The sequence below is a fragment of the Bacillus sp. FAU20 genome, from assembly GCF_056033865.1.
In genome coordinates this window covers 1-20,054 of sequence record NZ_JBVYHY010000011.1, presented here as the reverse complement: position 1 = coordinate 20,054, position 20,054 = coordinate 1, and the positions used below count along the sequence as shown (strand labels likewise).

The window sequence follows — 20,054 nt, the reverse complement described above, 5'->3', positions numbered from 1 at the left end:
TATTTATTTTGTTTTTGTAAGTAAATAAAGAAAATACGGTGCTCCTAATGCCGCCACTACTACACCAGCTGGAATAGAGTTTGGCTCAAATATAGAACGACCTATCGTATCTGCTAGCACTAAAATAATCATTCCGATAATGCTAGCTAAAGGAAGAAAGTGTTGATATGTAGTACCTACTAACTTCCTTGCGATATGCGGAGCAACTAAACCGATAAAACCAATCCCTCCTGCCATCGATACACTTGCGCAAGATAATCCAACCGCTGTAGCTAAAAGTAATAACCGTTCTTTTTGAACAGAAACACCAAGTCCTGCCGCTACACTATCACCTAGTGACAATGCATTTAACGTTTTAGATTTTAGCCACGCATAAGGGGTTAGTATGAAAATCCAAGGTAATAATGCAAGGACATGAATCCAATCCCTTCCCCACACGTTACCAACTAGCCATCTAGAAGCGAATGTATACGTCTCATCATTTAACTTGAGAGAGAAAAATAACGAAATTGCACTAAAACCAGCTGAAACTGCAATACCAACGAGAATAAGTCTAATGGGAAGTAAACCATTTGACCGATCACTCGCAAGTAAAATAATAAGAAATGCAGCTAATACTCCTCCGCCAAATGTAAATAACGGTATTAAAATAGATGCACTTTCATTAATAGAATGAAAGAATGTAACGAATATAATTAGCCCGAAAGATGCACCTGAATGCAGTCCAAGAATACCAGGGTCTGCAAGTGCATTACGGGATAATCCTTGCAAAATCGCACCGGAAATCCCAAGGCCAATACCGGCTAACATTGTGATTATAATTCTTGGCATACGATAATCGTATAGCACGGTTGCACTTTCAAAATCACCATAACCGAAAAGCGTTTGAATTACTTTGAGCGGTGCAATGCTAAGTGTCCCTGTATTTAAGCTAAGTAAAATGACAGCGATACTAATACAACCAAAAATTGTAGTTACAGTAATGGCTCTTTTTTTATCTGTGTTAATAAGACCCTTCACTTATAGCTCCCTCCCAACTTTACGTGCTATATAGAGGAAGAACGGAACTCCAACAAGAGCTACCATAATTCCTATCGCAAGTTCTTTAGGAGGGTTTACTGTTCTTGCCCCTAAATCAGCTAAAACTAATAACATAGCTCCTAATAACGCTGACATAGGAATAATGAGTCTATAATTCACACCAACTAATTTTCTAGCAATGTGGGGGATAACTAGTCCTACAAATCCAATAGAACCAACAGCTGAAACAGAAACACCTGCTAGAATAACTACTATAATCATCCCTAGTATTCTCGTTCGGTTCGTTTTCACTCCTAAATTTGTAGCAACATCATCCCCCATTGATATGAGTGAAATAGATCTCCCTAACACTATTGCAAAAATAATCGTTATAAGAATAATAGGGACTAAAAATTTCAAGTGTTCCCACTTAACCCCTGCAACACCACCAGCATACCAAAACGCTAAATCTTGGCTTAAATCATAATAAATCGCAACACCTGAACTTAATGAATGTAAAAGCGCTGCCATAACAGCTCCAGCAATCGTTAACCTCATTGGTGTTAACCCACCTGATGTTGCTGATCCAATAACAAAAATAAGTACTGTACTTAAGACTGCTCCAATAAAGGAAACAATCATTAAATAGGAATACGGCATATGCGGAAAAAAAGCAAAACTAAGTGCTACTACAAACATCGCTCCTGCATTTATGCCAAGTACACCTGCATCAGCTAAAGGATTTCGTGTTACTCCTTGCATAACCGCTCCAGCGACCGCAAAAGCTGCCCCTACAACTGCTGCTCCAATTACTCTCGGGAGCCTTAATTCATAAATAATTTGGTGCTGCGTTAATTTCGGATTGTAATCAAAAACCGCTGTCCACACCGTTTGCAAATGAATATCCTTTGCACCAAATGCGACGGCCAAAAATATAGATCCAATTAAACATATAATTGTTAAGCTCATAAAACATATGAACTTAATATGTATCCAGCGGTTATTGCCAGCACGTATAGTAGACTTATGTAACATGTTTCATTTCATCCTTTATATTCAGTTGTTTTTTATAATTATTTTTTATTTATAATTAATATTGATAATAATTATCATTTTCATTTAGATATTATATCCCCACTTTTTTTAAATAGCAAACTATTTTTTTACTTTGCTACTTGTTTTCTCTCGCACATTTGTACAATTTTCATTACAAGGCGTTACATATAAAATGCCACTCGTTCTCTCCTTTTTCCTTATCGGATTTTTCATTTGGATTGCAGAGAACATCGCAACATTTTTCGGAGCATGGCAATATCCAAATCAACGGGAAGCATGGAGTCTCGTTCACTTAAGCAAAATTAGTTCATGGTTTTTACTCGTTGTTATTAGCATTATGATTGTCACGCAGCTCAAACATTTGAAGGAATCAAAAAGATAATGCTGATTATGTAAAAACAGTTAGCCCATCACTCATTAGAGAGTGATGAGCTAATTGTTTTTAGTAATATTTTTTAAACCGTCCTTATCAAGGGAGTTATAATTTACAAGAGTATAAGCAATTACACATTATGAACTGCTACTAGCAGAAGATGTTGCTACAGATGAAGCGGCAATCGTTGCCATCATGGCCGCCTGTTGTGCTTGTATGAGGACTTCTATCATTGTTTGTAAACCTGTGTTAGTAGCTTTACTTTCCTCACCTTTCTGACTTACGAACAGTTGAATAGCAATAAGAATATTTGTATCTGTATGCCAACGGAACAATTTATCCCCCTGCAATTTTTCAATAAATGTTCGAATAGAATGAATCTCTTTTTCTCCGTCCTCGAGTAACGCTAGTAGCCCGATAGCTGGGTAATGCATCTGTTTTACTTTTACCTTTTCTTGCTTTAACAAATTCCATATATTTGTGCATTTTGCAACTAATAGTTCTTCCCTGACATCCTTCTTTAATGAAAGAATATGACTCAAAAATTGAAGATCATTCCCTTTACGTAAACCAGCTGTCGCTAGTTTCTGATAAAGACGTTCCACTCGGTCCATAAGTGTTTCTACATTCTCTGATTGTCCTGCTAATAAAACCGCGAGCGGATAATCATTTGTACTTGTAAGAAAGAGGTGATCCTTTTTCATGCGTTTATATACTTGCATCGAACGCTGAATGTGCGCGCCATGCTGTTCATTTTCTTCTGTTAAAAGCACAGCTGCTGCGAGATAAGTAAATATACTCCGGCTAAAGCCACCAGTGACCAATTGTTCATATAAATCTAAAAACGTGCGAAAAGCTTCCTTGTAATCTGTAAAGTGAATATCTAATGTTGCAGCCACTACAAAACGATGATAAGACTTTAAGTATGAAAACATCCCTACCTCATTCTTAATATAACTACTAATTTCTAAAAAACGTCCGAGATCAAACAATTTATCACTACCTGCATACATAGCAGCAATCATCATTCCTGTTCGAGAATCACTCGTTTTCCATTTTAGTTCTCCCTTTAACTGTACATATGTATGTTTATATTGCTCCAACTTTTGTTCTAATGTAATCATAGTATTCACCCCTATTTCTAGTTCTTCTCTATTATTATACGTATATTCCATATTTAGGAATACTATAATTAATAATCACAACATAAAAAATTATAAAATTCTCTAATCCTTCAAGAAGTTATACAAAAAAGGTAGATAATAATTTATCTACCTTTTTTGTATATATTATTTAACATTACACCTGTATTGCTTGTTATATGCAATTAAGAACTAAAGAACTTTAATAATACGTTCCATCGCCTTCATTTGCCCAATATGATCAGCTTCATGATAAAGCATCATACCGTAAAGCTCACCAACTGTTTCTAGTCCTAAGAACGGCTCTGGCAGTTTATTTTCAAATGCTTCTGCTGGAATTTCGTTAATACGTTTTGCTTGTTCTTTTAATTGAGCCATTAACACGTCTAATGATGGTCCTTCTGTTTTCCATTTAGACGGTCTTGATCCATACCCAAACATACCTGGATATTCAGTTGGTAATTGTTTAAATTCTTTTCCAAACATGAAAACTTCTGCTGCCGTTAATACATGACCGATATGCCAGCGAATTGTATTGTTAAAACCCTCTGGCTGTGTATCTACAGTTTTATCGTCTAACGTCTCCATAAATTTAAGCAATTCTCCACGCGTTATTTCAAATTGTTTTAAGCCAACTAGTCTATTCATTTGATCGTTCTCCTTCTTCATGTACCATTTATTATGAACTAAGAATGTTCAACTTATTAAAGTTTCACCTTGTTTAATCTATCAGAAACAATGAAGAAATACACCTAATATGCCTAGTAAAAATAATAAAAAGGTTCACCTCTCGTACATATAGAATTACTTACTAGACAAATAGTTAAATAAATAAAAGAGGAGTGTTAATTGCATGTTTGATGTTTTAAAACAACAATATAATCTTATTAGCTCTACAAGAGAAACTCTATTTTCGTTTTTAGAAGAAATCCCATTAGAAAAGTTACATAACGCTGTTCCTAACTTCGGGAGCGGTAGCATTATAAAGACACATATTCATGTAGCTGATTGCTATCGATACTGGCTTGGATCATTTGCATTCAAGCAAAAAAGGGCAGATTTTTCATTTGCTAGTGATGATGAGATTGAGCATGCTGATGTCGAGAAAGTCCGTGCTAGATTTAAGTTAGCCGATGAGACTGTACAACGTTTTTTAGATGAATACAATGAACGTTGGCTCGAAAATATAGCAAATGAAGTGAAATGGCAAAAAGAACCTTGGAGCACAACACCGCTATGGCTTTTAACTCATACTGAAACACATGAGTTTCATCATAAAGGGCAAATTGTATCTATGGCTCGTCACCTTGGGTACACTCCTCCTCATACATACCTTATTAGTTGATTACCTAAAAGCTTAGAAGGAATATAGATCGAGCATGCTTTGAAACCTAATCAAAACATGCTCTTTAAATAGGCTATCTTAAATTTTTTATAATATGATCAATACCAAATAGTCTCCGCATAATTATATGCATCACTATTTGGAATAGCATGTTTCCCTTGCGCTTGCGCCTTTCTTGGATCTAAATCATATACCATTGGTGTATAGCATGATGTTTGCCCTTTATTCACAACACCATTTCCTCCAGCACTCCCGCAAGTATATGCCTTTCCATCTGTTTTTCTTACGATTCTTGCATCAGCTTCGTTATTATATACTGCTGCACGAGTTACTGTAACTTTTGCCCACGCTGTCTTACACGTTGTGCTAAATTTTAATTCCACATAAGAATTGGAATCAATCCACTTCTTTTCTTTCGTTACTGCTGATTGATCGCAGCTATTGTAATATGGACTTTTCCCATCATATGAATGGTCTTCTGCATATGCTTTATCATTATTCGTCGTGCTAAACATACTAGTTAAAACGAGCAATGATAGACAGAAACATGTACTTACCTTTATTAAAAGTTTCATAGCACTCCGCTCCTTTTTAATAGCGTCCAGTTTTTCCATAACCGTTATTAAAAGTAACCGCTTCAGCATCTGCTGTGTATCCGAAATCAGCAGTTAAATCAAATACCATTCCTGTATACGTACTCGTTTGACCTGTTTTTATTGTCCCGTTCCCCTGATTGGAAGTGACTGATTTTTGGAATACACCATTTTTATATTTATTCACAACAGCGTACGCATACACTCCTCCAGAAACAGCTGGTGCTGGTTGATCTAAAACAAACTTAGCCCAAGCTGCATGACATTTATTACTGTAACGTAAATACACTGTCCCTACTTTTTTACTACCTTCGTACACCGCTGTAGACTTTGCATTAAATCCATCTGCATCACACGTTGTACTTCCTCCGTATACTTTCGTTGTTGCTGGATTTTTCCCGTCATAATAACTACTTAAATCAGTAGCTGCAAATGTACTTCCTTGGAAACTAAATAATACCCCTACACTCGCTACACTTAATACACATACTTTCATTAACTTTTTAAACATTTTCAATTTCCTCCCTCAAAAGAAGTACGTATAATAATGACAATCTATCCCCTATGTACGCCCCTCCTTTCATGCTTCCTAGAGGCATCTTACAAAAACGAATAAACGTTGTAAATTTCCTTATGATTATTGGAATATACGAAGAAATTTACGTAACCGTCTAAGAAAAAAAGTTGAGAAATACACATGTTATAGCATCCTTTATTTAAAACATAAAAGAACCGATACTTGTTACATGCAAGCATCGGTTCTTTATACAAAATTGCCATTTTTTCTTTTATATAAAATAAATATTTCTCCACTTAATCTGTTGTAAAAAACTCCCTAGTCACATCAATAAATTGCTGCAGTGGCGCTGTCATCCATTTATCTTTATGCCAAGCAATTTGTGTATAAATCGGTGAGATTTCATTTTCTAAATGTAACTCTTTTATCGTCCCCTCTCGTATATCTTTTTCTACTACTATTGCTGGTAACACAGCTATTCCTAAATCTGCAATAACACATTGTTTAATTGCTTCGACACTAACGAACTCAATTTTATTTGCTGGATACACACCTTCTGTACGAAATAGCTCTTCAAATAAAGTCCGGTACGAGCATCCTAGCTCTGTTAGCAATAACGTCTCACTTTCTAAATCTTTTGTAAAAACGGAAGCTTTCTCGAGTAAGTGATGTCCTGAAGCAGCTACTACTTTTAATTCTTCTTTCATAAGCGGCTCCACATGTAAAGCATCTTCTGTTTTACATTCGTCCAAAATAAAGGCAAGATCGACTTTTCCCTCCATCAATTGTTCCTTCGCATCTTTATTGGAATGCGCTGGTTTAAATATAAGCTTTATTTGAGGAAATTGTGCTTTAAACCTCTTTAATATAGAAGGAAGTCTATATGTACATTGGCTTTCTTGCGCACCAATTATTAACGTACCTGCTATTTCTTCATCATCTTTCACAGCCATTTTTGCTTCGTTGCTGAGCGCAATCATCTTGTCGGCATATAGTTGAAACTTCCTACCTGCTTCAGTTAAGAAAAGACGTTTTCCTAATCTTTCAAATAACGGCGTACCTAGCTCAGCTTCTAACGTTTTAATTTGCGCTGTCACACTCGATTGAGCAAAGTTTAATTTCTTCGCAGTTTGTGTAAAGTTCAAAGTATCCGCCGCTACTTTAAATGTAATTAATTGTTTTATCTCCATTTATCGTCCCTCTTTTCAATCGATATTCCCGATTGATTTCATCGAAATAATCCTCTTTGTCTATTGATATTTGTATTGTATGATAAAGAGCATCGACAAACAATAAAAATGGAGGTATTCCATATGAAAGCACTTTGTTTCGAACAGTTCGGAAATCCGGATGTACTACAATATAAAGAACTAAATGATCCAATCATAAATCCAAATGAAATTCTTGTCCGCACGAAAGCAATCGGTTTAAATTTCGCCGACATTTATAGACGTCGCGGTGATTATCATCTCGCTGGCAACCCACCGTATATATTAGGTTATGAAGGGGCTGGCATTGTAGAAAAAGTAGGAGCTGACGTTACGAATATTAATCCTGGAGATCGTATTGCATTTGCTGACGTTCCATTTGCAAATGCAGAACTAGTTTCCGTTCCATCGAAGAAAGCAATTAAGCTTCCAGATTCTATCTCTTTTAAAACAGCCGCTTCTGTCTTATTACAAGGATTAACAGCACATTATTTAACGAAAGATAGCTATCAAATAAAACAAGGTGATATAGCTTTAGTACACGCTGCTGCTGGAGGTGTTGGGCAACTTCTTATCCAAATAATTAAACTACTAGGCGGAAAAGTAATCGGCCTCACGTCATCAAAAGAAAAAGCACAAATAGCTACATTAGCTGGTGCTGATCACGTATTTTTATATAAGGTAGCATGGCCTGTGAAAGTACTTGAAATAACAAACGGTGATGGAGTAAATGTTGTATATGAATCAGTAGGTTCTACGCTAGAGGAAAGTTTTAACGCTACTAAAACTGGTGGCACTGTCGTATTTTACGGAATGGCCGGTGGTAATCCTGCGCCCGTTGATCCACGTATGCTTATGGATACTTCAAAAACATTAACTGGCGGAGACCTTTGGAACGTGCTTACATCTTATGAAGAGAGAAAAGAACGCTCCTCTCAATTATTCGAATGGATTACGACCGAAAAATTAAAGATCGCAAGTCCTACTACCTTCTCTTTACAAGATGGTGCCCGTGCTCATGAATTATTAGAGAACAGAAAAAGCACAGGGAAGATTTTATTAATCCCATAATTATTCCAATAAAAAAAGGAAGCTAGAATGTATTTCTTTGCTTCCTTTTTTAACGTTATTTATGTTCAATCTCGCTTCTTTTCAATAACCCTGTTATTTATATTTTTTCTCTACGCTTCTCTTTCTAGGCCCCTCATTTTTAAGTTTATATAATAAACGAATCTAAATATTAAAGGAAAGAACAAACCTCCTGATATCAACGATCCAATAAATACAGTATCAATAAAAGAAAGAATCCCAAATAATAGCATTCCAAAAAAATAAAATACAATTGCACTCCAATAAATAAAACGTGGAAACTTAGTTTGGAACGAATCACCTTTTTCACACGGTTTTCCAAATAACAAATGAACGAATTTAATCAACATAATCACTTCTCCATATAATTGTTAATATTCTTTTCTTCTTAGAATTGAACATAAATCACATACCGTGTACCATCCATCTTCACACATTCCTTACTTTGTTTTATTTCTCGTATACTTACTTTAGATTCCGAGATGAAATGTAAGGCTAATGTCCCTCCAATACACTGCAAACTAATTTGTTGTTCCTACTCTCTAATTATACCATTACAATAATTTTCATAGTTCATTTCTAACGGAATATTCCGATTTGAATTAATAAATGATATATTAAAAAATAAGGAAAGGAAGCTAGATTTCTCTACCTTCCTTTCCTTATTTTTATATTTCCACACTTTCTTTCCCTTTTGCAACATAGCTCATATCTCCAACCGACTCGACAGTGTATGTTCCGTCTTTATATACAATCTTCGTCACACTAGCATTTTCTACTCCAAGTTTTGTTTTGCTACTGTCTAACATTTCTATTAAGGTAGTAATCAAAAGCCCATGAACGACAACTAAAACGTTACCGCCACCATTTGCAGCAGATTCTTCACTAATTTTATCAATCTCTGCTTTTATACGAGTAGAAAATAATTCCCAATCTTCCGCCTGTTTTGTAGAGTCCGCTGCTCTAATAAGATTAATCACTTCTTGAATAGAAAACTTCATAAGTTCTTCTGGTGATGCAACGCCCGCTGCTTTTCCAACCGCATCCCACATGTTTTCAAGTTTTTCACCTTCAAAAATACCAAAATTTAATTCTCGTAAATTTTTTCTTTTCTTAAGTTTTAACTTTGTTTGCTCACTATATTTTAATACTAAATTAGCAGTTTCAATCGCTCGGCCGCTATCACTACTATATGCATTCGCAAAATGAACATCTTTTAATCCCGTTCCTAAATTAGAGGCAACTTCCACACCTTTTTCTACTAACGGAGAGTCTGCCCAACCTTGCGCGCGATGGTTCGTATTTAATATTGTTTTACCGTGCCTTGTAACATATAACGTAACTACATTCTCATTGCTATCTGTTTCTCGATTCTTCATTCAATTCTCTCCCTTTACATTTCTATATCAATTTTACCACCTTAATTATTCATTGAGCAAAATATACGTAAGTAGATTTACTTAATAAAAAAAGCTATCTTTCTGTATATCCCTACAAAAAGATAGCATCTTTTATGATTATATTTTCAACCGATACTCTTACTCAGCAAAAGCACTCGAATATTGCACAACTCCTTCTACACCTTGCAGAGCGTTCTCGCTTAGCTCAATCACCATAAACACTTCATCTGGCACTTCAAATGGTGCTTTTATATTCCACTCACTTGCTTTCTTAAAGCCAAATTTCGGATAGTACCCTGGATGTCCTAACACTACAACTGATCCGTATCCAAGTTCTTTCGCTTTTTCTAAAGCAACCGTAATCAGTTTTCCACCAATTCCTTTCTTCTGATGGTCCCTAACAACTGAAACTGGTGCAAGTGCTAACGATTCTACAGAAGTTCCACCTTGTTCTATTGTAATTTTCGATAACATAATGTGACCAACTATATCTTCATCTACCGCAACAATTGATAACTCCGGAACAAACGCGTCACATTCTCTAATACGTTTTACAAGTGCATGTTCTGTTTTATCACTAAATTCTTCATGTAAAAATGCTTGTTGTACCACTTCTTCTGTTTTTCTATAATCGTTTTTTTGCTCTTGTCTAATCGTTACCATTCTATATTATCCTCTATTCTTTCTTATTTCTTTTTGGATTTTACGAAGCGCTTTTTTCGATCCGCGCTCAATATCGTGTTGCATTTTTCTTTCTTTATAATCGACAAATAGTGTATTTAAATCATATCCCTCTGGGTATAATTCCTTTGCTGCTACCTCTAACGTAATACGTTTTATATTCACTTCAACAAATTCACCGTTATAATATACAACAACGTTATAAAAATTATCTTTTTCCTTATAGATAATACCAAAATCATCATAATCTAATAAATTCACACGATCGCCGATTTTATACTCATAATGAAATTCTCTTTTTTCTTGTACAAATTTCGGTTTTCTAATTTTACTTTCATTCACTTTTTCTAAAGCGTACTCTTTATTTCCCATGTACTCTTTCGCTCTTTTCAGCACATGTTCTTTTACGCTCATTTTATTCGCAATCCAAAGTGCATTACTTTCTCCTGATTTACCAATCACTAATTTATAAAGCGGTTCTAGTGTCTCACTATTAAATTGCATCGCTGCGTTCATAAAATCATCATGCATTTCTGAGAAGCGTTTAATTTCACCGTAATGCGTACTCGCAACTGTAATACATCCTGCAAGATAAAACTCCTCTAAAATAGAAATTGCAAGTGCTGCCCCTTCATTCGGTTCTGTCCCGCTTCCTATTTCATCAAATAATAGTAACGTATTATTATTTGACATCCTCATAATCTCAGATAGATTTTTCATATGAGATGAAAATGTACTTAATGCATTTTCGATACTTTGATTATCACCAATATCTACAAATACATTTTCGAAAATAGCAATTTCTGTTTCTTTATCTCCGGCAATGTGCAAGCCTGACATTGTCGCTAATGTTAACAATCCAATTGTTTTTAACACGATTGTTTTCCCGCCTGCATTTGGTCCTGTAATAATTAAACTACGGTAATTTTGACCGATTTCAAAGTTTAACGGTACTACTTTTCCACTTAAAAGCGGATGCTTACAATTTACTAAATGCATGTAGCCATGATCATTTAATTTCGGCTCTATTCCATCGATTGATTTACTAAACTTCGCTTTCGCAAATACCATATCATATTGGCTAATCAATTCCATGTTAATTTTTATATGATAAATATTTTCTACTACCATGCCTGATAAAGTCGCTAAAATTTGATACTCTTCCATCGCTTCTTCTGCTTTCAAACTTGCGAGTTCCACATTTAACTTTGTAACCGTGTGTGGTTCTATAAATACAGTAGAACCTTTAGCAGACGCTTCAACTATACTTCCCGCAACTTGATTTTTATAAGAAGATTTAATTGGAATCGTATACTTATCATCCTTCTTACTAATAAAGAATTCTTGAATATACTTCTTATTTGCACTACTATTTAAAAACTTCGTTAAACGTTCTTTTATTTTCCCGTCTACCGAATCGATGTTATTTCGAATTCGTTTTAACTCTTTACTAGCAGCAGAATCAATGCTATTTCCTTTTATTGAAAAATTAATTTCCTCTTCAATACTTTTAAATTCAGTCATCGAATTTGCATAAGAAGCTAATACTGGCGCAAAAAATTCTTTATCTAACATAAACTTTTTAATCTTTCTACATCCGCGTAAAAAGTCTGAAACACTGACTAATTCTTCTGGATCTAAAATCATCCCTTTTTCTAATTTTTGAATTGTACTAGCAATATTAGAAATGCCGAAGAAAGGAACATGCCCTTCTGCATCTAATATAGCTCGTGCTTCTGTCGTTTCATTCAAGCGATTTCTCACTACTTTTATACTCGTACTAGGCTCTAATTTGTTTAATAATTCCTTACCTAATCCACTTACACAATAAGATTTCACTATATCCTTTAATTCGTTATATTGTAACTTTTCAAAAGTCATCGTATTCATTTTGTTTCTCCTCACTATGATTGATTTTTATCATAAATGAAGATACCTACTCATTAGATTCCAATGAGCCATATATAAAATTCCATAATTATACAATAAAAACATATACAAAAAAGCTGCGGGGATACCGCAGCTTTTACATTTACAAGGCATGTGTAATAACATATGAGGAAATAAGCCATAAAAAATAGATGGCAGTCCCTTATTACACGCTTTATAAAGTATTGTAGGTATCTTCATAGGTTTTGAAATAAATGCATGACAAAATTAGGGGTATGATGTACATAAAAATCCCCTGGTCTTATCCGATTTATTTCATTAAATTTTTCCTATTTAATACCTACCGCACTCACAAAAAGCACCTCTCATTAAGTTATATTATAGTCATTGAAATCTAATTTATTGAAATCATCATACTATATGTTACGTGAGAAGTAAAGGTGCCATACTTCAGTAGTACGCAACTCTACACTTCAATATTTCTTAAATTAGACCTATATTCGCTGAGGAGAAATTATAAGAAGCGCCTCCGCTATTGCGAATGTCATTTCCTTCCCCTAATACATTTAATAATTATGACAAGCAATGATAGGAGGTTACTATATGAATGAAGAATATAATATTTTACATGGACCTGCTCTGGAACCAAATTTAATCGGTCCCACACTACCATCAATTCCACCATTTACTTTCCCTACTGGACCTACTGGACCTACTGGAATCACAGGCCCTACCGGTGCGACAGGTTTTACCGGAATTGGAATAACTGGTCCCACTGGGGTTACTGGTCCTACCGGAATCGGAATAACTGGTCCCACCGGGGTTACTGGTCCTACCGGAATTGGAATAACTGGCCCCACTGGGGTTACTGGCCCTACCGGAATTGGAATAACTGGTCCCACTGGGGTTACTGGCCCTACCGGAATTGGAATAACTGGTCCCACTGGGGTTACTGGTTTAGGGATTCTTCCCGTATTTGGAACAATAACTTCTGAAGTAGGAATCGGTTTTTCAGCAGTAGTTAATACAAATGTTAATTTTACAATCCCAGGACCTGCTAATGGAACTACTCTAAATCCATTAAATAATTCTATTACAATTGATACCACTGGCGTGTACTCTGTATCCTTTTCAATTGTATTTGTAATACAAGCTATATCGTCTAGTATATTAAATCTTACAATAAACGATTCCATCCAATTCGCAATTGAAACGCGAGTTAGTGGTGGTTCTGGGGTAAGATCAACATCTGCCAGAACTGATTTACTATCTTTAAATCAAGGGGATGTTCTTCGAGTACGAATAAGAGAAGCCACAGGTGATATTATTTATTCCAACGCATCTCTCGTTGTTTTAAAAGTCGACTAATTCGTTTATGAAAATAAAAATTTAAGAATGATAACAATATAAAAAGAAGAGGAAAACTTATATTTCAGTCTACCTCTTCTTTTTCATCACAAAATTACTGTTGAACATATATGGAAACTGATCCTCCACTTACTTGGAACTGCCCCCACCCATCCTTATTAATTGTTACAGTATTTGTTTGATTACCCGTAATATCGTACCATACTTCCCCTGCGTTATTCTTTCCAACATCCATCCACTTTGCCCCTCCTGGTCCATCAGAGATTAATGTTGCTAAACCAGAATTAGCATGTACACTATCACCTTCTCTTGTCCAGCCAATCACATCTGGATGGTCAAAATAATCACGCTGCGTACCATATGCAAAGTTTTTTCGTGCCGTCAAAATCGGATCAATTTTGTCCTTTAACGCTGGAATTTCATAGTTACTATTTCCTTTTGTACCATAGTAATCACCATAGAAAACAGAAGGATACCCCTCTGCACGCGTTAAAATAAATGCATATGCCAGCGGCTTGAACCAAGGGCTCACTACAGATTCCAATGACTGACCAGGCTGTGAATCATGATTTTCAACTAGAGTAACCGCAAGTGTAGGATGATTCGCAACTACTGTTCCTTTTAAAATATTTCTCATATCATAATTTCCATTTCCTGTTGAAGCATAATGAAAATTATAATGAAGTGGTGCATCGAACACAGATTGATTATAATTAACCTTCGCTAAATAATTATTTAAAGTCTGGATATCATTTTGCCAATATTCAGCTACTGTAAACATTTCTTTCCCTGTTTGCTGTCTAACGTGATTTACCCAATCGCGCAAATATTCATGATCAATATGTTTAACAGCATCTAAACGAAAACCATCTAAATTTAATTCATTCGCATACCACGTTCCCCATTTTTTCATTTCATTCGCAACATCTGGATGATCAAAATCAAGATCCGCATACATCAAATAATCATAATTCCCATTCTCGCTAGACACTTCCCAGTCCCATGCTTTACCTATGCCCCTAAATTTATAAATTCGGCTTAATTTCCTTCCTTCATCCCAATCCGTTCCGTCAAAATGATACCATTTCCATTTGAAATTAGAATAAGAATCTCCACGCCCTGGAAAGTTAAATCCCGTCCACGCACTAATTTCATAATCACCTGATACTTCAATATTCCGATTGCTCGGGTCTACCTCAACTGCTGTGACAGTTTCTGTATAATCAGCCCCACCTTTATGATTCATAACTACATCACCGTATACATCGATGTTTTTCTTATGTAAAGCGTCAATTGCAGATTTCAATTGTGCTTTCGTCCCATATTTCGTCCGCACTGTGCCCTTTTGATTGAATTCCCCCAGATCATATAAATCATATGCTCCATATCCTACGTCATTTTGCGTAGTTCCTTTATATGCAGGTGGTATCCAAACAGATGTAATTCCTTTTTGCGCTAAATTTTCAGCATCAGTACGCAAACGATTCCAATGATTCCCATCATTCGGAGCGTACCACTCAAAATACTGCATTAGCGTTCCATTGTTAACTGTATCTGCATATGCTCTACTCCCTCCATATATACTAGGTAAAAACATAACAATCGACAATCCGACTATTGTTATTCTTTTAAACATCTGTACACCATCCCTTTCCAAGAAAGCGTTTGCATAGTTTGTCAGAATTATTATAATATTACACCCATCTGTTAGTAAAGTATCAATCTCTCACTCTCCCACATTATTTTAAATTTCCCTTCAAATATTCAGCGTAGTTTTAATTTCACATCCCATCTAAGATTGTTTACAATTTACCTATATAAGCATAATGGAGGGATTTCTATGACCGACTTTCAAAAACATTTTTTTTCAAGATTACATATAGAAGAAAAAGACACAGTTTTATTTGAAGATTTATCTAACATTATGTACGCAATGGCACAAACTGTTCCTTTTGAAAACTTAAATATTCTCGAAAAGAATTTTACAGAAATATCAAAAGAAAATTTGAAGGAGAAAATTTTAGTAAATAACCGTGGCGGTCTTTGTTATGAACTCAATCCTACTATGTATTACTTCCTGAAAGATTCAGGATTCGATGTTCATCTCGTTTCAGGAACAGTTTATAACGCTGCAAACTCCATATGGGCTGTTGATTCTGGCCATATCGCAACCGTTTTAACACATCATAATGAACTTTATTTAATTGAAGTAGGATTTGGATCATACTTACCTCTTGCCCCTGTCCCTTTCTCAGGTGAAGTCATTCACTCTGTTACAGGAGATTATCGTATTCGTAAAGAAATGACCGAAAAGGGAAACTACATTTTAGAGATGCGGAAAAACAATGAGTTCTTGGATCAATCTTCTGCTGATGATTGGACGTTAGGCTATGCATTTTATATAGAAGAAGTGGATGAAGAAAAAGCAAATACAGCACAAAAAATTATCGTTGAACATGAAGGATCACCCTTTAATAAAGTACCTCTCATTGTAAAACTAACTGAAGATGGGCATGCCTCTTTAACGAAGGATAGCCTTACAGTAGCGAAAAATGGTAAAAAAACGAAAGAAACCGTTACAGACATGCAATATACAAACCTTTTACATTCAAAATTCGGAATTACACTATAAGTAAGTAAGCCTTGTTATTTTAGCAGGGCTTTTCAATTTTCAGCAGGGATTTTTTGCAATTTGTTGTATTTCATAGTTATATAGAAATATAACTACATGTTTAGAAAGGAAATGATTATGACAGAACTTAAAGATCGATTACAAGTAGCTGATATAGAAAAATGGGATTTAACAGACATTTACCATACAATTGAAGATTGGGAAAGTGATTTTCATAAAATTGAAGTATTAACGAAGGAATTACACGAGTTTAATGGAAATATTCACGATGGCAATAGTTTATTAGCTTATTTAACGAAGAGTGAAGAAATTTCTAGCATAATATCTTTAATGTTCGCTTATGCACGATTACAATCTGACCTTGATACACGCGATACTGACGCGCAATCTCTTGTCGATAAAGTATCACAATTACACGTGAAAGTAAGTGCAGCTAAATCTTTCTTTTCCCCCTTCTTACTTAGCATAGACGAAAACACATTACATTCTTACATAGAAGAAACAGAAGGCTTACAATATTATAAAGAAGACTTGTTTGAATTATATCGTTATAAAAAACACGTATTGAATAAGGACCAAGAAGAAATTTTATCACAAATGGGTGAAGCTCTTTCCTCTCCACAGCACACATTTGGTATGTTGAATAATGCAGATATATTATTTGGTGAAGTGACGACTGACGATGGAGAGAAAGTGAACTTAACACGCGGAATGTATGCAAAATTAATAGAAGATACGAATCGTGAAAAGCGTAAAGAAGCTTATAAAGCATATTACAAACCATATGTTCAGTTAAAGAATTCCATCGCATCTACTTTATCCGCTGCTATTAAAAATAATGTTACTGTTTCGAAGCTAAGACACTATCCATCGGCGTTAGAGAAATCATTATTTGGCGATATGGTTCCGAAAGAAGTATATGAAAACCTAATTGATACAACGAAAAAAAACATTCAAACATTACATACATACAATGAAATTCGAAAAGAAAAATTAAACGTAGATGAACTAAGACAATACGACCTAGGCGTCGATTTAGTAGAGGGTGCAAAACAAGACATTCCATATAGTGAAGCATTTGACATTATGATTGCATCACTAGCTCCTTTAGGAGAAGAATATATTGAGACATTAAAAAGTTTTAAAGATAAACGATATATAGACGTAAGAGAAACACCAGGAAAACGTTCTGGTGCTTATAACTTTGGTGTATACGGTGTTCATCCTTTCATTCTTTTAAATCATCACGATGATTTAAACAGCCTGTTCACTCTTACTCATGAATGCGGGCACGGTATGCATACGCACTATTCACATGGATACCAACCAAGAATTTCTGCACATTATTCTATCTTTGTCGCAGAAGTCGCTTCTACAGTAAATGAAGTGTTATTAATTCACTATTTATTAAAAGAAGCAAAAGAAACGAACGTGCGTAACCATTTAGTTAACCATTTTATTGAGAAATTTAAAGGTACTTTCTTTACACAAATCATGTTTGCAGAATTTGAAAAAATCACACATGAAATGGCTGAGCAAGGTAAACCATTAAATGCCCAAGTCTTCAGTGAAATTTATGAAAAGCTATTTAAAGAATATAACGGTGATTCACTTGTATTTGATGAAGAAGTAAAATACGGATGGGCTAGAATCCCTCATTTCTACCGCCCGTTTTACGTATACAAATATGCAACTGGATTCGCATCTGCCATTCAAATCGCTGATAAACTATTACGTGGTGATCCGAATGCTCAGAAAAATTATATTGAATTCCTTAAAGGCGGAAGTTCAGACTACCCATTAAACTTATTGAAAAAAGCTGGCGTCGATTTAACAACGCGAGAACCGATTGAAAGTGCATTGAAACAATTCACTCAACTTGTTGAGGAGTTTTCAGCTCTATAAAAAAGAGCCTCTCGCTAGAGGCTCTTTTTTATATTCCCTTTCCTTCTATTAAATCATTCGCCATTTTCCTAAATTCTTGATTAAATGCATCATTCATACCATTTTGGACGTTAGAAAATAATATGACGAACGTTCGTTTATCCCAGTTAAAATTATTAAAAGTGTTCCAGCCAGCTAATACACCGTGGTTATGATAATAATCTGGGTAAATATAAAAACTAAATCCATATTTTCTTGCAGGTGATGCAGAAAACATATCTAATATACTTTGTTTAGAAAGTAGTTTACCATCCATAATAGCTTCATCTAACTTTTTCATATCTTCAACAGTCGTATACATTTCACCACAACCATACAGCCAGTTCATTTTTAAGCGAGGCGTGGCTATTAACTTATTATCTTTTTTCGTATACCCTTCTGCTAAGAAAATATCTTCTGGGAGTGTTGCGCCCATTCCAGATTCATGCATTCCAACAGGAGTCAAAATATTTTCTTTCACATATTCAGCAAGTGGTTTATTCGATATTTTTTCTACAATATATGCAAGCACCATATAATTATAATCTGTATATTTCCATCCTGTCCCTGCTGGAAATTGTAACGTTTGTGCCCCAATCCACGTTACTAATTTTAACCGTGATGCTGCGTCAACACTACCTTGTCCCTGTTCTGGTAATCCAGACGTATGTGTTAACAAGTTTCGTAACGTAATGTTTTTATCTGCTGGAAACGATGGGATATATTTATTTACATTGTCTTCAATGTTCAACTTCCCTTTTTCTTTTAATTGCATAATAGATATTGCAACAACTGTTTTCGTAATAGAACCAATGCGATATTTCGTTCTTGGCGTTGTTAATACTTGATCTTTCACATTCGCATAACCGTAGCCTTTTCGTAAAATGACATGATCTTTACTTGCTACAAGAACACTCCCATTAAATCCTTTATCTTTTAAATACTGATCTAATTTTCCAGCTGCAATTTCATAACGCTTTTTCTCATTCGCATCAACTTCCTGCTTAACATCTTTTTGCTTACTATTTACATTAGAAAATGCCTTTGCATCATATTTTTTTCCTTTATTTGCATGTATTAGTGTAACAACACTTCCACAAAAAACAGCAAAAATAAAGAAAATGATTAACCATTTCTTTAACATACTAGGAACCCTCTTTTATCTAGTTTCACTTAACGTATATCCATTCTATCTTTTAATTATCAAGTATATTATAATATTATTTAATATTCACTCTGTTAAAACTAGATTCCTTTTTCTCATTTTCAATTTTGACTACTCTCTATTGTATTTCTTTCTTGCAAAATTTCCAACATACAATCGGATGCATTACACTATAATTTCAAATTCTTTTGTAACATTTGTTACATACTAAAAAGAATGGAGATGTAATATGAAAAACACCGATAAACGCAATCGTTTAGATGATAAGGTGTTTCATTATCGGATAACAAAAAATAACATGGTATTAATTTAATATTACAGAAAACAGATTATGATATTAAAAGGAAATGATGCTGAAAAACTTTTAAATAAAATAAATCATGCAAATAACGATAATGAAAAACAGCTAATTATGGCTAAAATTACAGGTAATTTCAAAAGAGGCAATGAACGAAATTGAAAATGAATCTCATTTACATTTTGATTATACAACAAATAAAAAAAGAAATGTCGGTCATTCAACATTTCTTTAGACTTTCTTCATAAAAAATTTACATTGCTAACATTCCTTCATTTTCTATACTTCCTATATAAGCTGACCGCTGAAATAGTTAGTAATGATGGTGCATATCAAATAAAGCAGGCGCAGCAA

General features: G+C 34.7%; 19 protein-coding genes and 1 pseudogene. 7 read left to right on the top strand and 13 right to left on the bottom strand.

Translation table 11 applies throughout. From position 1 onward, the window contains the following. Positions 1-3: 3 nt before the first annotated feature. Both AC0OM3_RS08480 and AC0OM3_RS08475 read right to left on the bottom strand, forming a co-directional pair. A complete protein-coding gene (locus AC0OM3_RS08480) occupies positions 4-1,020 on the bottom strand; it encodes a FecCD family ABC transporter permease (RefSeq protein ID WP_000677271.1) in 1,017 nt (338 codons plus the stop codon). Then, on the bottom strand, positions 1,021-2,055 hold the full coding sequence (locus AC0OM3_RS08475; protein WP_046945719.1) for a FecCD family ABC transporter permease: 1,035 nt from the start codon (positions 2,053-2,055) through the stop codon (positions 1,021-1,023). A gap of 133 nt (positions 2,056-2,188) precedes the next feature. On the opposite strand from AC0OM3_RS08475, the pseudogene AC0OM3_RS08470 reads away from it, so the two are divergent. Further along, positions 2,189-2,458: pseudogene (locus AC0OM3_RS08470) on the top strand (DUF817 family protein); the annotation flags it as partial. Positions 2,459-2,586: 128 nt separating this feature from the next. On the opposite strand, the gene AC0OM3_RS08465 reads toward AC0OM3_RS08470, so the two are convergent. Together AC0OM3_RS08465 and AC0OM3_RS08460 are read right to left on the bottom strand one after the other, a co-directional pair. Next, positions 2,587-3,624 (bottom strand): DUF4003 domain-containing protein, encoded by a 1,038-nt coding sequence (locus tag AC0OM3_RS08465; RefSeq protein WP_474211427.1) that lies wholly within the window; start codon positions 3,622-3,624, stop codon positions 2,587-2,589. Between the two features lie 159 nt (positions 3,625-3,783). Next, on the bottom strand, positions 3,784-4,260 hold the full coding sequence (locus AC0OM3_RS08460) for a DinB family protein (protein WP_003302183.1): 477 nt from the start codon (positions 4,258-4,260) through the stop codon (positions 3,784-3,786). Positions 4,261-4,444: 184 nt separating this feature from the next. Between AC0OM3_RS08460 and AC0OM3_RS08455 the strand changes: the two genes are divergently transcribed. Beyond that, positions 4,445-4,936, top strand: coding sequence for a DinB family protein (locus AC0OM3_RS08455; RefSeq protein WP_474211425.1), 492 nt, complete (start codon positions 4,445-4,447; stop codon positions 4,934-4,936). A gap of 98 nt (positions 4,937-5,034) precedes the next feature. Here AC0OM3_RS08455 and AC0OM3_RS08450 read toward each other — a convergent pair whose 3' ends face one another. From AC0OM3_RS08450 to AC0OM3_RS08440, 3 genes are all read right to left on the bottom strand, one after another. Continuing rightward, positions 5,035-5,511: a DUF2690 domain-containing protein gene (locus tag AC0OM3_RS08450; RefSeq protein WP_000770759.1), complete on the bottom strand. Its 477-nt coding sequence runs from the start codon at positions 5,509-5,511 to the stop codon at positions 5,035-5,037. 16 nt (positions 5,512-5,527) lie between these two features. Then, positions 5,528-6,040 carry a YjfA family protein gene (locus AC0OM3_RS08445; protein ID WP_000473750.1) on the bottom strand — a complete coding sequence of 171 codons (513 nt, stop codon included), beginning with the start codon at positions 6,038-6,040 and terminating at the stop codon, positions 5,528-5,530. A 302-nt stretch (positions 6,041-6,342) separates the two neighbouring features. Then, positions 6,343-7,236: a LysR family transcriptional regulator gene (locus AC0OM3_RS08440; protein WP_046945716.1), complete on the bottom strand. Its 894-nt coding sequence runs from the start codon at positions 7,234-7,236 to the stop codon at positions 6,343-6,345. A gap of 123 nt (positions 7,237-7,359) precedes the next feature. On the opposite strand from AC0OM3_RS08440, the gene AC0OM3_RS08435 reads away from it, so the two are divergent. Further along, entirely contained in the window at positions 7,360-8,325 is a 966-nt protein-coding gene (locus tag AC0OM3_RS08435; protein ID WP_474211422.1) for a quinone oxidoreductase family protein, read from the top strand. Between the two features lie 110 nt (positions 8,326-8,435). Here AC0OM3_RS08435 and AC0OM3_RS08430 read toward each other — a convergent pair whose 3' ends face one another. The 4 genes from AC0OM3_RS08430 to AC0OM3_RS08415 form a co-directional block, all read right to left on the bottom strand. Next, positions 8,436-8,693, bottom strand: coding sequence for a hypothetical protein (locus AC0OM3_RS08430; RefSeq protein ID WP_000905654.1), 258 nt, complete (start codon positions 8,691-8,693; stop codon positions 8,436-8,438). A gap of 318 nt (positions 8,694-9,011) precedes the next feature. Continuing rightward, positions 9,012-9,722: a histidine phosphatase family protein gene (locus tag AC0OM3_RS08425; RefSeq protein WP_000797114.1), complete on the bottom strand. Its 711-nt coding sequence runs from the start codon at positions 9,720-9,722 to the stop codon at positions 9,012-9,014. 159 nt (positions 9,723-9,881) lie between these two features. Beyond that, positions 9,882-10,406, bottom strand: a complete 525-nt coding sequence (locus AC0OM3_RS08420) for a GNAT family N-acetyltransferase (protein WP_000256483.1) — start codon at positions 10,404-10,406, stop codon at positions 9,882-9,884. A 6-nt stretch (positions 10,407-10,412) separates the two neighbouring features. Beyond that, positions 10,413-12,314 (bottom strand): endonuclease MutS2, encoded by a 1,902-nt coding sequence (locus AC0OM3_RS08415; RefSeq protein WP_151522756.1) that lies wholly within the window; start codon positions 12,312-12,314, stop codon positions 10,413-10,415. A 603-nt stretch (positions 12,315-12,917) separates the two neighbouring features. Between AC0OM3_RS08415 and AC0OM3_RS08410 the strand changes: the two genes are divergently transcribed. Continuing rightward, on the top strand, positions 12,918-13,682 hold the full coding sequence (locus AC0OM3_RS08410) for an exosporium leader peptide-containing protein (protein WP_474211419.1): 765 nt from the start codon (positions 12,918-12,920) through the stop codon (positions 13,680-13,682). Between the two features lie 94 nt (positions 13,683-13,776). Here AC0OM3_RS08410 and amyS read toward each other — a convergent pair whose 3' ends face one another. Then, a complete protein-coding gene (gene amyS, locus AC0OM3_RS08405; protein ID WP_061884442.1) occupies positions 13,777-15,318 on the bottom strand; it encodes an alpha-amylase in 1,542 nt (513 codons plus the stop codon). Between the two features lie 204 nt (positions 15,319-15,522). On the opposite strand from amyS, the gene AC0OM3_RS08400 reads away from it, so the two are divergent. Beyond that, positions 15,523-16,314: an arylamine N-acetyltransferase family protein gene (locus tag AC0OM3_RS08400; RefSeq protein WP_000129172.1), complete on the top strand. Its 792-nt coding sequence runs from the start codon at positions 15,523-15,525 to the stop codon at positions 16,312-16,314. A gap of 117 nt (positions 16,315-16,431) precedes the next feature. Next, on the top strand, positions 16,432-18,219 hold the full coding sequence (gene pepF, locus AC0OM3_RS08395; protein WP_000137529.1) for an oligoendopeptidase F: 1,788 nt from the start codon (positions 16,432-16,434) through the stop codon (positions 18,217-18,219). 28 nt (positions 18,220-18,247) lie between these two features. Here pepF and AC0OM3_RS08390 read toward each other — a convergent pair whose 3' ends face one another. Continuing rightward, on the bottom strand, positions 18,248-19,381 hold the full coding sequence (locus AC0OM3_RS08390) for a serine hydrolase domain-containing protein (protein WP_000915170.1): 1,134 nt from the start codon (positions 19,379-19,381) through the stop codon (positions 18,248-18,250). A 352-nt stretch (positions 19,382-19,733) separates the two neighbouring features. On the opposite strand from AC0OM3_RS08390, the gene AC0OM3_RS08385 reads away from it, so the two are divergent. Further along, positions 19,734-19,862, top strand: coding sequence for a hypothetical protein (locus AC0OM3_RS08385; RefSeq protein WP_000600991.1), 129 nt, complete (start codon positions 19,734-19,736; stop codon positions 19,860-19,862). Positions 19,863-20,054: the final 192 nt, after the last annotated feature.

Excerpts from the sequence above, each read along its gene's own strand:
- AC0OM3_RS08475 (WP_046945719.1), bottom strand. The coding sequence starts at position 2,055 with ATGTTACATAAGTCTACTATACGTGCTGGCAATAACCGCTGGATACAT.
- AC0OM3_RS08465 (WP_474211427.1), bottom strand. The coding sequence starts at position 3,624 with ATGGAATATACGTATAATAATAGAGAAGAACTAGAAATAGGGGTGAAT.
- AC0OM3_RS08460 (WP_003302183.1), bottom strand. The coding sequence starts at position 4,260 with ATGAAGAAGGAGAACGATCAAATGAATAGACTAGTTGGCTTAAAACAA.
- AC0OM3_RS08455 (WP_474211425.1), top strand. The coding sequence starts at position 4,445 with ATGTTTGATGTTTTAAAACAACAATATAATCTTATTAGCTCTACAAGA.
- AC0OM3_RS08450 (WP_000770759.1), bottom strand. The coding sequence starts at position 5,511 with ATGAAACTTTTAATAAAGGTAAGTACATGTTTCTGTCTATCATTGCTC.
- AC0OM3_RS08445 (WP_000473750.1), bottom strand. The coding sequence starts at position 6,040 with ATGTTTAAAAAGTTAATGAAAGTATGTGTATTAAGTGTAGCGAGTGTA.
- AC0OM3_RS08440 (WP_046945716.1), bottom strand. The coding sequence starts at position 7,236 with ATGGAGATAAAACAATTAATTACATTTAAAGTAGCGGCGGATACTTTG.
- AC0OM3_RS08435 (WP_474211422.1), top strand. The coding sequence starts at position 7,360 with ATGAAAGCACTTTGTTTCGAACAGTTCGGAAATCCGGATGTACTACAA.
- AC0OM3_RS08430 (WP_000905654.1), bottom strand. The coding sequence starts at position 8,693 with ATGTTGATTAAATTCGTTCATTTGTTATTTGGAAAACCGTGTGAAAAA.
- AC0OM3_RS08425 (WP_000797114.1), bottom strand. The coding sequence starts at position 9,722 with ATGAAGAATCGAGAAACAGATAGCAATGAGAATGTAGTTACGTTATAT.
- AC0OM3_RS08420 (WP_000256483.1), bottom strand. The coding sequence starts at position 10,406 with ATGGTAACGATTAGACAAGAGCAAAAAAACGATTATAGAAAAACAGAA.
- AC0OM3_RS08415 (WP_151522756.1), bottom strand. The coding sequence starts at position 12,314 with ATGAATACGATGACTTTTGAAAAGTTACAATATAACGAATTAAAGGAT.
- AC0OM3_RS08410 (WP_474211419.1), top strand. The coding sequence starts at position 12,918 with ATGAATGAAGAATATAATATTTTACATGGACCTGCTCTGGAACCAAAT.
- amyS (WP_061884442.1), bottom strand. The coding sequence starts at position 15,318 with ATGTTTAAAAGAATAACAATAGTCGGATTGTCGATTGTTATGTTTTTA.
- AC0OM3_RS08400 (WP_000129172.1), top strand. The coding sequence starts at position 15,523 with ATGACCGACTTTCAAAAACATTTTTTTTCAAGATTACATATAGAAGAA.
- pepF (WP_000137529.1), top strand. The coding sequence starts at position 16,432 with ATGACAGAACTTAAAGATCGATTACAAGTAGCTGATATAGAAAAATGG.
- AC0OM3_RS08390 (WP_000915170.1), bottom strand. The coding sequence starts at position 19,381 with ATGTTAAAGAAATGGTTAATCATTTTCTTTATTTTTGCTGTTTTTTGT.
- AC0OM3_RS08385 (WP_000600991.1), top strand. The coding sequence starts at position 19,734 with ATGATATTAAAAGGAAATGATGCTGAAAAACTTTTAAATAAAATAAAT.